The 14,439-nt window shown below is 65.6% G+C and carries 18 protein-coding genes; 11 read left to right on the forward strand and 7 right to left on the reverse strand.

Annotation, left to right across the window (positions count from 1 at the left end; genetic code table 11):
• The first annotated feature begins 48 nt into the window (after positions 1-48).
• Complete coding sequence (locus tag ACQR1F_RS23720) at positions 49-603, forward strand: ActR/PrrA/RegA family redox response regulator transcription factor (protein WP_315715137.1); 555 nt, start codon at positions 49-51, stop codon at positions 601-603.
• A gap of 23 nt (positions 604-626) precedes the next feature.
• On the opposite strand, the gene ACQR1F_RS23725 is transcribed toward ACQR1F_RS23720, so the two are convergent.
• The 3 genes from ACQR1F_RS23725 to ACQR1F_RS23735 all read right to left on the reverse strand — a co-directional run bounded on the left by ACQR1F_RS23725 (position 627) and on the right by ACQR1F_RS23735 (position 1,760).
• Positions 627-992: a hypothetical protein gene (locus ACQR1F_RS23725; protein WP_316238008.1), complete on the reverse strand. Its 366-nt coding sequence runs from the start codon at positions 990-992 to the stop codon at positions 627-629.
• 209 nt (positions 993-1,201) lie between these two features.
• On the reverse strand, positions 1,202-1,498 hold the full coding sequence (locus ACQR1F_RS23730; protein ID WP_315803835.1) for a hypothetical protein: 297 nt from the start codon (positions 1,496-1,498) through the stop codon (positions 1,202-1,204).
• The gene (locus ACQR1F_RS23735; protein ID WP_434913970.1) at positions 1,491-1,760 is read right to left on the reverse strand and encodes a hypothetical protein; all 270 of its coding nucleotides are present in this window, start codon (positions 1,758-1,760) and stop codon (positions 1,491-1,493) included. The genes ACQR1F_RS23730 and ACQR1F_RS23735 overlap by 8 nt, the downstream gene beginning before the upstream one ends.
• A 62-nt stretch (positions 1,761-1,822) precedes the next feature.
• Between ACQR1F_RS23735 and ACQR1F_RS23740 the strand changes: the two genes are divergently transcribed.
• From ACQR1F_RS23740 to ACQR1F_RS23755, 4 genes are all read left to right on the forward strand, one after another.
• Complete coding sequence (locus tag ACQR1F_RS23740; RefSeq protein ID WP_434896165.1) at positions 1,823-1,987, forward strand: hypothetical protein; 165 nt, start codon at positions 1,823-1,825, stop codon at positions 1,985-1,987.
• A gap of 282 nt (positions 1,988-2,269) precedes the next feature.
• The gene (locus ACQR1F_RS23745; RefSeq protein ID WP_316215311.1) at positions 2,270-2,407 is read left to right on the forward strand and encodes a hypothetical protein; all 138 of its coding nucleotides are present in this window, start codon (positions 2,270-2,272) and stop codon (positions 2,405-2,407) included.
• 103 nt (positions 2,408-2,510) lie between these two features.
• Positions 2,511-2,753, forward strand: a complete 243-nt coding sequence (locus ACQR1F_RS23750; protein ID WP_316215312.1) for a hypothetical protein — start codon at positions 2,511-2,513, stop codon at positions 2,751-2,753.
• A gap of 98 nt (positions 2,754-2,851) precedes the next feature.
• Positions 2,852-3,112 carry a DUF1488 domain-containing protein gene (locus tag ACQR1F_RS23755; protein WP_315803840.1) on the forward strand — a complete coding sequence of 87 codons (261 nt, stop codon included), beginning with the start codon at positions 2,852-2,854 and terminating at the stop codon, positions 3,110-3,112.
• A gap of 126 nt (positions 3,113-3,238) precedes the next feature.
• Here the strand turns inward: ACQR1F_RS23755 and ACQR1F_RS23760 are convergent, their stop codons facing one another.
• Positions 3,239-3,721 (reverse strand): MmcB family DNA repair protein, encoded by a 483-nt coding sequence (locus ACQR1F_RS23760; RefSeq protein WP_434913971.1) that lies wholly within the window; start codon positions 3,719-3,721, stop codon positions 3,239-3,241.
• Positions 3,722-3,857: 136 nt separating this feature from the next.
• Here ACQR1F_RS23760 and ACQR1F_RS23765 point away from each other — a divergent pair, with 136 nt between their 5' ends.
• Positions 3,858-4,526: an MBL fold metallo-hydrolase gene (locus ACQR1F_RS23765; RefSeq protein WP_434913996.1), complete on the forward strand. Its 669-nt coding sequence runs from the start codon at positions 3,858-3,860 to the stop codon at positions 4,524-4,526.
• 6 nt (positions 4,527-4,532) lie between these two features.
• Here the strand turns inward: ACQR1F_RS23765 and ACQR1F_RS23770 are convergent, their stop codons facing one another.
• On the reverse strand, positions 4,533-6,035 hold the full coding sequence (locus tag ACQR1F_RS23770; protein WP_434913972.1) for an extracellular catalytic domain type 1 short-chain-length polyhydroxyalkanoate depolymerase: 1,503 nt from the start codon (positions 6,033-6,035) through the stop codon (positions 4,533-4,535).
• 444 nt (positions 6,036-6,479) lie between these two features.
• On the opposite strand from ACQR1F_RS23770, the gene ACQR1F_RS23775 reads away from it, so the two are divergent.
• Entirely contained in the window at positions 6,480-7,718 is a 1,239-nt protein-coding gene (locus tag ACQR1F_RS23775) for an LLM class flavin-dependent oxidoreductase (protein ID WP_434913973.1), read from the forward strand.
• 135 nt (positions 7,719-7,853) lie between these two features.
• On the opposite strand, the gene ACQR1F_RS23780 is transcribed toward ACQR1F_RS23775, so the two are convergent.
• Positions 7,854-8,264, reverse strand: a complete 411-nt coding sequence (locus tag ACQR1F_RS23780) for a response regulator (protein ID WP_316179149.1) — start codon at positions 8,262-8,264, stop codon at positions 7,854-7,856.
• Positions 8,265-8,625: 361 nt separating this feature from the next.
• On the opposite strand from ACQR1F_RS23780, the gene ACQR1F_RS23785 reads away from it, so the two are divergent.
• The 3 genes from ACQR1F_RS23785 to ACQR1F_RS23795 all read left to right on the forward strand — a co-directional run bounded on the left by ACQR1F_RS23785 (position 8,626) and on the right by ACQR1F_RS23795 (position 12,253).
• Complete coding sequence (locus tag ACQR1F_RS23785) at positions 8,626-9,444, forward strand: outer membrane protein (protein ID WP_434913974.1); 819 nt, start codon at positions 8,626-8,628, stop codon at positions 9,442-9,444.
• A 377-nt stretch (positions 9,445-9,821) separates the two neighbouring features.
• A complete protein-coding gene (locus ACQR1F_RS23790; RefSeq protein ID WP_315803846.1) occupies positions 9,822-9,980 on the forward strand; it encodes a hypothetical protein in 159 nt (52 codons plus the stop codon).
• Positions 9,981-10,876: 896 nt separating this feature from the next.
• Positions 10,877-12,253 (forward strand): cytochrome P450, encoded by a 1,377-nt coding sequence (locus tag ACQR1F_RS23795; protein ID WP_434913975.1) that lies wholly within the window; start codon positions 10,877-10,879, stop codon positions 12,251-12,253.
• A 149-nt stretch (positions 12,254-12,402) separates the two neighbouring features.
• Here ACQR1F_RS23795 and ACQR1F_RS23800 read toward each other — a convergent pair whose 3' ends face one another.
• On the reverse strand, positions 12,403-13,245 hold the full coding sequence (locus tag ACQR1F_RS23800; protein WP_434913976.1) for an SDR family NAD(P)-dependent oxidoreductase: 843 nt from the start codon (positions 13,243-13,245) through the stop codon (positions 12,403-12,405).
• Positions 13,246-13,426: 181 nt separating this feature from the next.
• Here ACQR1F_RS23800 and ACQR1F_RS23805 point away from each other — a divergent pair, with 181 nt between their 5' ends.
• Complete coding sequence (locus tag ACQR1F_RS23805) at positions 13,427-14,395, forward strand: sensor histidine kinase (protein WP_316238000.1); 969 nt, start codon at positions 13,427-13,429, stop codon at positions 14,393-14,395.
• The last annotated feature ends 44 nt before the right edge of the window (positions 14,396-14,439 follow it).

Consider the following 14,439-nt stretch of genomic DNA (forward strand, 5'->3'; position numbering starts at 1 on the left):
CCAGATCGTCTCGCAACCATCGAGCCATCTTCTCAAGGATATATGACCGTGGGCGCCATCGCCGAACTGACGAACCACCCGGACCGCTCTCTCCTCATCGTGGAGGACGACAAGCCGTTCCTGGAGCGCCTGTCGCGCGCCATGGAGACTCGCGGCTTCACCGTCACCTCCTGCGAAAGCGTCGCCGAAGGTATTTCACAGATCGGCAAGGCGGCGCCGGCCTTTGCCGTGGTCGACCTCCGGCTCGGCGACGGCAACGGCCTCGACGTGGTGTCGGCGCTGAAGCGCAAGCGCCCCGAGGCGCGCGCCATCGTGCTGACCGGCTACGGTAACATCGCGACCGCGGTGACGGCCGTGAAGATGGGCGCCGTCGACTATCTCGCCAAGCCGGCGGATGCCGATGACGTGGTCGCCGCGCTGCTGTCGACCACCAGCGAAAAGTCCGAGCTGCCGCAGAATCCGATGTCGGCCGACCGCGTGCGCTGGGAGCACATCCAGCGCATTTACGAGATGTGCAATCGCAACGTCTCGGAAACGGCGCGCAGGCTCAACATGCACCGCCGCACCCTGCAGCGCATCCTCGCCAAGCGCGCACCGAAGTAAGCGAGCGCTTGCTCGCTCCGGCGTCAGTGCGTCTTCACGAACGCCTGTAGCGCGTGGAAGACCGTGCGCCGCGGGTTGCGGCTGCACCAGTTGCGCATCCAGCTGTCGACCTCGGTCAGATCGAGCTTGATCTGCCGGCCCTCGTCGCCGCGGTCCGCATTGATGGCGGAGACGTAGCCCATCATCCATTGCTGATATTTTGATATGGCGTTGACGTAGGGCTCGTCGCCATTGCTGATCGCCTTGTAGGTGCCGGGCGGCTGCTCCTCGGCGGCGGCGATGAAGCGCTCGCAGGAATCGGCCCCCACGCCGAGGACGTAGAACGCCTTTTCCTCCGCGCGGACTCCAGTCGCGAAGAGCAGTGCCAACGCCAAGACCACCCGTCGCATCTGTCGTCCCTGTCCGCACCCCTGGGCTGGATACTGCTCGAACCTTAAAATTGTTCCGGCATGTTGCGCCCTATGCGGGGCAATTGTCGGGCGAAGTCGGGGAAATTGCCGGGAGGCCAGACGGGTCGATGCTGTCGCCCTTGGCAACAGTCCTGAATCGGGCGCGGGTGCACGATAGGCTGATAGGCGCCACGATTCGCCGGCTCGCGTCAGCTCTCCCCGGCCAGCCGGGAGAAATCGGCCAGCACGGCGGCGATCAGCTCTCGGTGCCTGGTATCCTGTTCCGCAAGACTCGCGGCGTAGAGGTTTAGCAGATAGCGCGCCTTCGCGGCAGCTTCCGGCCACGACGCAGCCGCGTGGGCGAGCAGGTGCTGCTCGAGAACCGCCTGGCGCTCGCGCAGGTCCCGTGCGTGAGTTTCGGCCTCCGCCAACGCGCGACGCAGGTCCACGGCCTTCTGCGCGCTCATCCCGCGGTGGCTGTCGAGATCGAGCGGTTCGTCAGTCATCCGATGCACTCGCGTCGATACGCTGCGCGTCTGCAAGATCGGCCGAGCTGATGGATACCATCTCGACGGCACCAGAGTGCGGACGGTCGGCGGGCAGCATCATCATCGTCGCAAACCGGCGGTAGGCAGCAAAGGACAGCCCCTCGATCATCTCTTCGTCCGTGACCACCTCATAGGTGCCTTCCGGCAGGAGACGCTCGATGCTTCTGATCCGGAACGGATGTCTGAAGGTGACGAATTCGCGCCGCGAGCGAATGCTCATCTGCGCCTACCTTTCGCAACAGGCCCGCTGTCGCTGTCGCAACCTCAAGGCTTCTACGAAGCATGCGCCTTGCGGCCGGCAATAGCCACCGCTTTCTCGTCAGCACGGCGGATGAGCGGCTGGGCCGTCATCGCACCGTGTCGCTGCGCTTTGGTGCTCGCTATTACAGGAGCCAGGGTGTATCAATGGTGATCACCGCCATTCCGACGGCATTCACCGGTGACTGAGGGTCACGAGCGCTCCCGCCGCAAACCACGCGAGGGATAGCCAATGCCGCAGTTTCGTCTGAGCGAGTGGATCGTTCCACCCATCATCGTGCCGCTGCTGCTGATCCTTCTCGCGCTCGCAACTGCCGCGCTGCATTCGTAGATCACACCGCCGTGCGCCCCGTCGGCGCCGGTGGACGAAGGCCACCCGACGACAAGGCAGTGACGCCGCGCACGCAGGATCGACACGGCGCCTTCGTTCGATGCGCTGAACCAGCTCCAACCCGAGTCGAGGAGACCGACATGGCCAAAGGTCAGCAAAAAAGCAATCGGGAAGCCAAGAAGCCCAAGAAGGAGAAGCCCAAGAGCATTGCCGCAGCGCCGAGCCAGAAGGCCGGAGCATGGCAGCCGGATTTTTCCAACGACAAGAAGAAGCGTTAGGGGCTTTCCGGTCTCATCAGTCTGGATGGTTCTCCCGCATGCAAGGCCGCGCGCAATGCGGAGGTGATGCGGCCGACCGTACTGGCAGCGCAAAGGACAGAACATGGCGCGCGAAACGATCTATTTCGTCCAGGCGTTCAGCGCCGGCCGGGGCGGACGCCCGAAACCCGAGACGCCGATCGCCTGCAAGACGGAATCGAGCGCGCTCCGAACTGCGGAACGACTGGTGTCGAGCAAGGCAGGCGTCGTCGCCTTCTCGTCATCTGGCGATCCCGACATGGGCGACTATGACGATGAGCCGACGGTTTTCTTCCGCCACGGCGAGTTGCCGTCGGCTTTCGATTGAGATGCGCAACCCGCTTTGTCGCCGGCAACCACCGCCGAGCGCCCCTTGGATGACGTCCGCCCATCTGCGGCGCCCTCCGAACCTGATCGGACACACACATGATTGAGTTTCCAAATCACAGCCGCTCCTATGATCGCACGCGACGTGCCGTACGGTTCTGGGGCTACGACAGCGCGATCGAAGCGTCGTTCTTCGTCGACGAGGGCGCGTTGAGACGCCTTCAACCCGACACCTGTCCGGACGAGTCGGGCTTTCTGACTGCGTTCGATTCCAACCGTGAGCGCATCTGCGCCGCCGCCGCCAAGGTCTATGTCCGAGGAAGCCGGGGATCCTACGATCTCGTCGCTGCAAATTTTTGACGGCGCTGCCTGCGGATCGGCTCTCAGCGATGCGATGTCTCTCATCTCGAGAGTCGTGACCTGACGGAGCCTGCGTCACCTACCTAGGCAGGGAACCCCGTCCAGTGGAGCGCACTTGAGGATTCTCTAGAGGTCCGCGTGGCCCTGCGGGTCGATCAGCCGGTTGATCCGCTGCGCCGCCGCGAGCCCGAAGCGCACCGTCATCAGCTTGCGCGTCGCCGCCGGCAATCTGTGCTCAGGCGCCTCGCAATGCAGGTGGGCGCCATAGGCATCGGCGACGATCAGGCCGGTGTCCCGCGGAAAGATCTCGCAAGGCAGATCCTGCGTGAAGGCGAAGAACAGCCGGTCGCAATGGGCACGGTAATCCTCCCATTTGTGATCGGCGCGCAGATCCTCGACCGACGACTTGATCTCGACGATCCAGATCTCGCCGCGCTCGTTCAGCGCCACCAGGTCGGCGCGACGGCCCGACGGCAGCGGCAGCTCGCTGATGGTGGCAAAGCCGAGCGAGCGCAGCAGCCGCGAGGTGCCGCGCGCAATCGCCAGCGCCGTCTCCGACTGGCGGCGGTCGACGGGGACGAGGCTGATCCTGGCGGCTGACGAGTCCATCGCTGCAGCATAGCCGATTCCAGGCGTCTCCCAAGCCCTGTTGACGCCCCGATGCAGCGCGGAGCCGCGGCGGAGCTCCGCACCGACAGCCGCCTTTTCGCTTGGCGCATTGCGAAAAATCGGCATGCTGGCGCCCATGACCGAGCAGAACCAGACCAGGGCGAAGGCCGGCGCGATGATCGTGCCCGTCACGCCGTTCGAGCAGAACTGCACCATCCTGTGGTGCGAGGCGACGAAGAAGGCGATCGTGATCGATCCCGGCGGCGACGTGCCGAACATCCAGGCGGCGATCGCGCAGGCCAATGTCACCGTGGAGAAGATCTGGCTGACGCATGGCCATATCGATCACGTCGGCGGCGCGGCCGATCTGCGCGATCAGCTGAAGGTGCCGATCGAGGGACCGCATGTCGCCGACAAATTCCTGCTCGACAACGTCGTCGCCAGCGGCGCGCGCTTCGGCATCACGGGCGTGCGCGACGTGACGCCCGACCGCTGGCTCGAGGAAGGCGATACGGTCGAGATCGGCGAGCTCGTCTTCGACGTCCTGCACTGCCCCGGCCATTCGCCGGGCAGCATCGTGTTCTTCAACAAGGACATGCGCTTCGCCCATGTCGGCGACGTCTTGTTCAACGGCTCGGTCGGCCGCACCGACCTGCCCGGCGGCAGCCACGACACGCTGATCCGCTCGATCAAGGAGAAGCTGCTGCCGCTCGGCGATGACGTCGGCTTCATCTGCGGCCACGGCGCCGGGTCGAGCTTCGGCCAGGAGCGGATGACGAACCCGTTCCTGACGGGGATGGCCTGAGACGAACTACTTCAGGCCGGCCGCCTGCAGCGCGCGCTCGATCACCGCGGCCACGTCGATCACACGGCGCCGCTTCTGCGGCGGCGCCTGCGTCGGGACGGCGGTCGCGGGCTTGAGAACCGGCGGCGGGTCGGCGGGCGTCATGTCGACGGCCTTCGCGACTGGCGGCCTCGCGGCTGAAGGCTTGATCTCGACCGGAGTAACGACCGGCTTCGCGGCCACCGCGTGCGCGACCACCGGCGCCGATGGCCCGAATCCTGCCAACTCGGTTTTCGGCTTCGCGGCCTTGCCGGGAGCAGACCGCGTCCCCTTCGCCCGCGCCGGCGGCCGCGCCGGTGTCGGCTTGACCGGCGCCGCCTTGACCGGTGTCTCCGGCACGGGCTTGGCCTCGGTCGGCTCAACCGCGGCCGGCGCATCCGGCCGCCGCAGCATCTTCGTCAGGGCCGGCAGCGCCGAGATCGGCGACACCTCGGGAATGAGCTTCGTGCTCGGGGAGGTCGCGGCGGGCTTCGGCTGGCGGATCCAGTCCGTCACGCCAAAGAACTTCGCGATCAGATAGGACGAGGAGATGCCGGCTTCGAGCAGGAACGGCCCGGCCTTGCCATAGCGCTTGTCGTTGGCCGCGACGCCGATCGGCGTGCCATGCGCCATGTTGGAGATGGTGAAGGATTCGACCACGGTCTCGCCATCGGCATTCCACCACTGCTCATGCGGATAGCCGTTGACCTCACCTGCGGCCATCGGCGCCAGCGGCAGGTGATGCAGGTCGAGCCATTGCTTGACGATCTCGCCGGCATTGTCTGGATGCACCGTGTAGTCGGCGGTGCCGTGCCACACCGACAGCTTCGGCCATTTGCCGCGATGGCTGGAGGCGCGGCGCACGAGATCGCCGAGCTCGCCGGCCGGCCGCGCCGGCGGCATCCGCATCTGCAGGATGGCGTCGCGCATGTTGCGCGCGGTGCCGAACGGCAACCCGGCGATCACGGCGCCGGCCGCGAACACCTCCGGATGCGCCGCCAGCATCGCCATGGTCATGGCGCCGCCCGCCGACAGGCCGGTGACGAAGATGCGGTTCGCATCGATGGCGTAGTCGGCCACCATGCGGGCGATCATCTCGCGGATCGAGGCGACCTCGCCCTGGCCGCGCGTGATGTCCTCGGACTGAAACCAGTTGAAGCAGCGCTGCGGATTGTTGATGCGCTGCTGCTCCGGCATCAGCAGCGCGAAGCCAAAATGCTTTGCGAGCGTCGACCAGCCAGCGCCGAGATCGTAGTCGGCCGCGCCCTGCCCGCAGCCATGCAGCACGACGACGAGCGGCAGCAGCGGCTGGCGCTGCGCCGGCACATGGGCGAACATCTTCAGACGGCCGGGATTGCTGCCGAAGCTTTCGACCTCGACCAGCGGACATTCGGGAGCGGGACGGGACTGGCGGTGGAAATCTGCGAATCCGGTGATGCCATTCAACTCGCGCAGCCGTCGCAAATACTCAACATTTTCAGCGAGGGACAACGGCAGCTCCTTGGCAGTCACGGATCAAACCCACCATCACCCAGATGGTTGCTGCAGCGCAAAAGAAAAAGCCCGCGAGATTGCGGAGCTCGGCAATTTGATTGCGAATTTCGCTCTTGCTGCGATCTAAATGCCACGCCGACGCGGCTCTTCACGCAGCAATCACCGAAATGCGAACCGACGAGACGTTCGATCGCCGCAAGCGTGAAAACGACACGCGACGCAACCCGGAAAGGCAGTGACCGCGTTCGGCATGTCGCCATCGCAGCCACAGGTCAACGAATCGACAACCCCGCGCTGAGTGTGAGCACCGATCGGTGATCAGTAAACAAACAAATGGCAGCCATGCACCGGTCGTCCCGCGCGGCAAGATGATTGCCTCGCACCGAGGCGCCAATTAGCCTGATCGGTAAGCAACAACGAATTCCGCTTGGGAGAAAACACATGGCGCGGCTCAAATTCGGCGCGTTCCTCGCTCCGCATCATCCGATCGGCGAGCATCCGATGCTGCAATTCCGCCGCGACCTCGATCTGGTCTCGCAGCTCGACGAGCTCGGCTATGACGAGTTCTGGTGCGGCGAGCATCATTCCAGCGGATGGGAGACAATCGCCTCGCCCGAGATGTTTCTCGCTGCTGCCGGCGAGCGCACCAAGCGCATCAGGCTCGGCACCGGCGTCATCTCGCTCCCCTACCATCATCCCTACAACGTCGCGCAGCGCATGGTGCAGCTCGATCACATGACCGGCGGCCGCGCCATCTTCGGCTCGGGGCCGGGCGCGCTCGCCTCCGATGCCCACACGCTCGGCATCGATCCGATGACGCAGCGTGACCGTCAGGACGAGGCGATCGCGGTCATCCGCCGCCTGTTCAACGGCGAGCGCGTCACCGCCAAGAGCGACTGGTTCACGATGAACGACGCGGCCTTGCAGATCCTGCCCTTGCAGGAGGAAATGCCGTTCGTCGTGGCGTCGCAGATCTCGCCGTCCGGCATGACGCTCGCAGGCAAATACGGCATCGGCATCATCTCGCTCGGCTCGATGTCGACCCAGGGCCTGATGGCGCTGCCGCAGCAATGGGAGTTCGCCGAGGACGCGGCGAAGAAGCACGGCACCACCGTGAGCCGCGCCAATTGGCGCGTGCTGCTGTCGTGGCACATCGCCGAGACGCGCGAGCAGGCGCGCCGCGAGGCCGGTCCCGGGCTGATGCGCTGGCACAACGAATATACGGTCGGCACCCTGATGCGTCCCGGCCTGAAGCCGTTCGCATCGCCCGATGAGGCCGTGGACAAGACCGCCTTCGTCGAGGGCGCGGCATCGACGATCGGCACGCCGGACGATCTCGTGAAGACGATCAAGAACCTGATGCAGGTGTCGGGCGGTGTCGGCGCCATCATCGGCTTCGTGCACGACTGGGCCAATCCGGAAAATACGCGGCGCAGCTGGGACATGGTCGCGCGCTACGTCGTGCCGGAGATCAACGGCTACATCGACGGGCTGCGCCGCTCGCAGAAATTCGTCATCGAGAACCGCGCCATCTTCGAGCGCGCCGGCCAGGCCGTGATGGCCAAGATCATGGACAACGACAAGGCCGCCGCAGCGCTGTCGCAGACCGGGCCGGGCCGCGTCGCGATTCCCGCGGTGAATGCGCCGGATCTGCAGGAAGCGGCGAAGCGGAGGGGATGAGAGTGTAGGGCGGATTAGCGCAGCGTAATCCGCCACATCCGGCGTAGTCGGATCCATGAAGCCGCTGAGACGCACAAATCGAGAAGGCCCGTAATTGTCGGCGGATTACGCTGCGCTAATCCGCCCTACGCACGGCTACCTCACCGCCGCGACCAGCCTCTCGCACTCAGCGAGCGTCGCGATCTGCTTCAGCGTCTCGCGCAGCGCCGGCAGGTCGACGGGCTTCTGGAATTGCGGATAGACCACGAGCCCGAGCACGGTCCCAAGGCGAACGTGCTCGTCGCGCGTGGCGTCCTCGGCGCCGCTGATGAAGATCACCGGCGTGCGCGATTTCAGCTCGTTGAGCAGCAGCAGGATGTCGGCGCCGCAGCGATCGCCGAGCGACAGATCCAGCGTGATGCAGTCGAAGGTCCGCCGGCGCAGCAGATCGGCCGCCGCCTCGACCGACGTCACGCAGGTCGCCTCGTAGCCGCACTGCGCGGCGATCTTGCGCAGAATCGAAAGATGCACCTCGGCATCCTCGATCACCAGCAACTGATTGCTCATGCCCTTGCCCTCGTCGCACGTTGACCCGACGTCAAGTCAGGCCGTTGCTAGATGCCGCCGATGGCCGCGAGGTAAACATTCGGCTCCGTGGATTTACGGGTGAAGGGGACGCGGGGGCCGCCTGGGGCGAGGCGGACCTGATGACGTGCGGGCCAGCCGGAGCAGGCTCGCAGCGATCGTGTGGTCATGGATGCCGACTCGGCGCCATCTCGTCGAGCGCCGCCTCAACCCGGTCGACGTATCCCGCCAGCAACACCGCGAACTTTTTGATCCAGCCAATCGCGATGCAATTGCCGCGTTCGATGCAACCGGCGATGGTGCCGCAACCATGTCGAATCGACGTCGCGCGCTGGGGCAAAGCATGACGAAATCTGGAGTGGCCGGGATTGCGGCCGCGTTGGCGAGCATCGTCCTCGCGGGATCAGCGCTGGCGGCCGACCTGCCGGTGAAGGCATCGCCGGTTGTGGCCGCGCCGTCGTGGACCGGCGTCTATGCCGGCGTGTCGGTCGGCGCCCGCTGGGCCGACAATGATTGGCGGACCAGCGACATCTCGCCGAACTTCGGGGCCGGCGTGTTCGTGCCGACGGCCGGCACCGCCGGCGCCATGGACAGCGTGGCGGCCAGGATCGGGGGCTACCTCGGCGTCAACTGGCAGTTCGCCCCGTCATGGGTCGCAGGACTCGAGGGCGACCTTGGATGGGCCGACAACAAGACGACCGCGAATCCCCTGCCGGGAACCACCGGGCTGTTCTTCGGCGCGCCGCTGGTCGGCCTTCCCACCGGCTCCGTGAAGGAGACGTGGGACGGCAGCGTGCGCGCCCGGCTCGGCTATCTGGTTACGCCGGACACGCTGGTCTATGGCAGCGGCGGCGTGGCGTGGCAGCGCCTCGAGCTGAACGCCAACTGTACCGTTGTTCCAGGCAATGCTTTCTGCTTCGGCAATCCGCACAACGAGACCCAGGCATCGACCAGGGTCGGCTGGACCGTCGGCGGCGGCGTCGAGCACATGATCGGCGGCCACTGGATCGTGCGCGCCGACTATCGCTACGCGGATTTCGGCACCTGGACCCAGACCTTCTTCGTTCCCGGCGGCGTCGGCCCCGGATTCGACGACCGCTTCACCGCGCACGTCACGACGCGCACCCACACCGCGACAGTGGGACTCGCCTACAAGTTCTGAGGCGCGGTCGGGGGTGAAGAATGCAAGGTGGGCAAAGCAGCCGCCGCAGGCGGCAGCGTGTCCATTATTGATCTCAGAGCTCCTCAGAAGATGGTGGGCACGGCGCCACCGCAAGCGAGCCCGTCGAGCGATCAACGGATCGCCTTTGCCCGCCCTACGGCCGCGTGATCCGCGGCGACATCAACCTATGACTTGCCAGCTTTTGGTCACACAGTCTGATCTCCGGAGATGGAGGCGCCAGCAACCGCATGGCGGACACCGGCGCAGCGAGCGTCACGAAAATTTTCTTAACCCGGACCTGCTACCTCTCGCGCGTAGGATGCTTCAGGCAGCCCGCCGCCTCGACCCGGCGGGCTTTTCCGTGGGAAAGCTCGCCAATGTCACTCTCGTCAGCCAGGAACTACGCGCTGCGCGCCGAACGGTCGCAGGATCCCAAGGAGGCCGCCGACCTCCTGGCAAAGGCGATCCTGGAGCTGGCCGCCTCGATCGAGGCAACCGACGCCAAGGTGAAGAAGATCAACAAATCGGGCGGCTGACGGTCTCGACGTCCAGATCGGAACGCGTGGCGGCTTCTGCTTGCTCGCCTCGAAAGATGATCCGCTGATCCTGCGTCGATAGACCGCCGATATCGCGGCATCACTCGCGAGCGACAGCAGTGAATAATGGCGCCCGTCCGGGCCGACGGGCAAATCGCTTCCAGCAAAGCGCCTTTGAGAACGCGAAGCCGCACCGCGACGGCCTGCCGGTCGCAGGCTCATCACCATAAGGCGATGCGCGCCGAAAAACTCATTTCACGAACCAGCTCAATCACATCACCCCTGTCCAGTCCCGCGCGCAAAAATATTCTGCTTTCGTTTTTCCGAATCTCGCATATCGTCACGTCGTCCCGTCTCGATCAGAGGGGCGCTTCGCGGTCGTCACGAACGTTGAGGCGGGATGCGGTGGGCGCGTCGATGTTGCAGCGTGGGGTGATCCCGCGCCGACGAACAGCAGAGATGCGCACGGTCAAGTCGCGTGGTCCTGGCACCCCGATGCTGGTGTCCCGCGTAACGCGCGCAAGCGCGTTGCGCGCACGGTGGCCAACAAGCCCGGCGCACCGGGGAGAACGCGAAGCAGCCGTCAAAACCATCGCGCGGGGAATGCCGGGATGCCTCGGCTGAACCTGTGGTACCTGCCGCCTGCATTTTTTTCTGCAGGCGGGCCATGGGTGCGGCCAGCGCCCGGCATTCCCCGTGCCCTCTTCCCAGGGAGGGCAGCAAGTCCAGCAGGACTCGGACGCATGAAGCGCGTCGCGAGATCGCGAACGCGTGCGATGCAGCACAACTACACCGAGACGAAATAACGCAGCGTATTGCATGATGGCTGCAACCGCCCTTCAATGATGTGCCGGCGCATCGCCGCGCCCCGCCGATCCGAAAACGGAGCCTCCTTGATGTCGATGCAAAGTGTGGCCACGCCATCGTTCCGCCTGACCTCGCCGCGGCGCAACTCGCTGACCCATATTCCGGGCGACGAAGGCTGGCCGATCATCGGCAAGACGTTCGAGACCCTCGCCGACCCCAAGGGTCACGTCGAGCGTAACGCCAGGAAGTATGGCCCCGTCTACCGCACCCACATGTTCGGCGACGTCAACGTCGTGCTGCTCGGCCCCGAAGCCAACGAGCTGGTGCTGTTCGACCAGGCCAAGCTGTTCTCCTCGGCGCATGGCTGGGGCCACATCCTCAACCTGCTGTTTCCGCGCGGCCTGATGCTGCTCGATTTCGACGAGCACCGCATGCACCGCAAGGCGCTGTCGGTCGCCTTCAAGGCCGGGCCGATGAAGTCCTATCTCGCCGGCCTCGATCGCGGCATCGCCGCGCGCATCGCGCAGTGGAAAGCGAATCCGGGCGAGATGCTGTTCTATCCGGCGATCAAGCAGCTCACGCTCGACCTCGCCGCGACGTCCTTCCTCGGCACCGAGATCGGCCCGGAGGTCGACGCCATCAACCGCGCCTTCGTCGACATGGTCGCAGCCTCAGTGGCGCCGATCCGCAGGCCGCTGCCAGGCACGCAGATGGCGCGCGGGGTCAAGGGCCGCCAGCGCATCGTCGCCTATTTCTCGGAGCAGATTCCGCTGCGCCGCGCCAAGGGCGAGGGCGACGATCTGTTCTCGCATCTGTGCCGCGCCACCGACGACCACGGCGCGCTGCTGTCGACGCAGGACATCGTCGACCATATGAGCTTCCTGATGATGGCGGCGCACGACACCCTGACCTCGTCGCTGACCTCCTTCATCGCCCAGCTCGCCGCGCATCCACAGTGGCAGCAGAAGCTGCGCGAGGAGGTCGCGAGCCTCGGCCTCGCCAAGGACGAACCGATGAGCTCGGAGCATCTGGAGAAGATGAAGCTCACCGAGATGGCGTTTCAGGAGACGTTGCGGCTGATGCCGCCGGTGCCGTCGCTGCCGCGCCGTCCGATCCGGGACTTCACCTTCAAGGGTTTTGCGATTCCCGCCGGCACCGGCGTCGGAATCAATCCGATGTACACCCACCACATGCCGGAGATCTGGCCGGAGCCGGAGCGGTTCGACCCGATGCGCTTCACCGACGAGGCCCAGCGCGGCCGCCACCGCTTCGCCTGGGTGCCGTTCGGCGGCGGTGCGCACATGTGCCTCGGCCTGCACTTCGCCTACATGCAGGTGAAGTGCTTCGCGCGGCACTTCCTCGCCAACCTCGAAGTCTCCTTCGCCCCCGACTATCGGCCGGACTGGCAGGTCTGGCCGATCCCGAAGCCCCGCGACGGACTGAAGGTGCAGCTGAAGGCGGTTTGATCGCAATGTGCCGACAACTGGAAGACCAGCGTACGCCGACAAAACTGGATCGCTTCGCTTGCGCTCGCGATGGCGGAGGTTAGACCACGGCTCTCTCAGCGCGTCATTGCGAGCGAAGCGAAGCAATCCAGGGTGATGAGCGCCCTCCGCTACTCCACCGCATCCCCGAGCAGCTTGCGCATCGCGGCGTAGCCCTGCTGCTGCTGGCTCCAGTTGCGGCCGCCGGTGATGGCGCCGTCGATGACGAGATCATGGCCGTTGATGAAGCTGGATTCGTCGCTGGCGAGAAACACCGCGGCATAGGCGATGTCGTCGGGCAGGCCGGCGCGCGGAATCGGCTGCGCCGTGGCGTAGGCGTTGCGGATCGTCTCCGGCGTCTTCTCGGCCGCCTCGGTCGACAGTCCGAGCGCCTTGCCGAAGATGCCGGTCGCGATCAGTCCGGGCGAGATCGAGTTGACGCGCACGCCGGATTCGCCAAGCTCCATCGCCACGCATTTCGTCAGATGGATCACCGCCGCCTTCGCCGTGCTGTAGACCACCGAGGTGGAGAAGCCGGCGAGCCGGCCGGCGATCGAGCCGTTGTTGATGATGCTGCCGGCACCCTGCCGCTTCATGTGGGGCGCGGCGTATTTCATGCCGAGCATGACGCTGCGCACCAGTACCGCCATGGCCTGGTCGAAGCGATCGGCGTCGAGGCCTTCGATGCCGCCGGTCTGCGCCGGACCGCCGGCATTGTTGAACACGCAATCGAGCCGGCCGAAGCGCTCGACCGCGCCATCGATCAATGCCCGCATCTGCGCGTCGACCGTGACGTCGGTCTGCCGGAACACACAGCTCGCTCCGAGCCGGCTCGCCAGCGCCTCGCCCTCCGCGCTGCGCCGGCCAGCGACGACGACCTTCGCACCCTCGGCCACGAAGATTTCCGCCGTGCGCAGGCCGATGCCGCTGGTCGCGCCCGTGATCACGGCGACCTTGCCCTCCAACCGTCCCATTCCCTACTCCTTGCGTTGCTGCTACGTGCTCGTTCTTGGCGGCGGAATAATAAGCGCCCGAGTTCCGCCGCGGAACCGTCATCGTGCGCGCCAAACGGCAACACACGCAAGACGGCTTCCATCAACCGGACAAATTACCGCCACGTCGGCCTTAATTTGGTTGCGCAGTTGAGGCTCATGGATGTCCATGACGCGACTCATCGACGACATCAAGCGGATCTGGCGCGGCGAGCAGCAGCCTTCCCTGACATGGAGCTGCATGTTTGCCGCGATGTGCCTGCTCGCAGCCACGGCGATCCGCTACGGCATGGCGCATCTGCGGCCCGACGTGTTCTTCACGCCCTACATGCCGGCCGTCTTCTTCGCCACCGCGATGGGCGGATCGGGCGTCGGCCTGGCAACGGCGATCGCAGGCGCAGCGCTCGGCCTGACGCTCGATTTTGGCGGCGGTCCGGCGGATGGCGCCCGGCTCGCGCTGATGGCGATGTATATGGTCGTGGCGCTGCTGGTGATCTGGGGCGTCGATCACTACCGGCGGCTGGCCGGCAAGCAGCGCGAGATCGCCCGGCGGCTCACCGAGGAGGAGCAGTATCGCAAGCTCCTGGTCGACGAGCTGCATCACCGCCTCAAGAACAAGACCTCGACCATTCACGCCGTGCTGCATCAGGTGCTGTACGACCAGCCGCAGGTGTGGAGCCGCATCGACCAGCGCATCCGCGCGCTCGCGACCGCCGACGATTTGGTCGCGCGCGCCGAAGGACAGGGCTGCGACCTCAAGGACCTGCTGGTGTCGGAGCTCGGGCCTTATGGCCAGGTCCGCTTCGAGCTCCACGGCCCGCCGCTGTTCCTGCCCGCCAAGCTGGCCGTCAGCCTCGCTTTGATCTTCCACGAGCTGGCGACCAATGCCGGCAAATACGGCGCCTTCGCCTCGCCGCGCGGCTTCCTTCAGGTGTCATGGACGATGCAGGAGGACCGGCTCCATCTGACCTGGGACGAGGCCGCGGGTCCGCCGATCGGTCCGGTCGGCATGCCCGGTTTCGGGAGCAAATTGCTCAAGGCCGCGTTGTCGTCGTTCGACGGCAGGACCGAGACCAGCTTTCTCGAATCCGGCCTTCACTGCACCTTGCAGTGTCGCGTGCCACCGAATTGAATTGGCCGCCGGGCGGCCATTCCTGCCTGCGACTTTCGCCGCAT

Origin of the sequence: Bradyrhizobium sp. HKCCYLS3013 (genome assembly GCF_051167615.1) — a bacterium.
Lineage (GTDB): Bacteria > Pseudomonadota > Alphaproteobacteria > Rhizobiales > Xanthobacteraceae > Bradyrhizobium.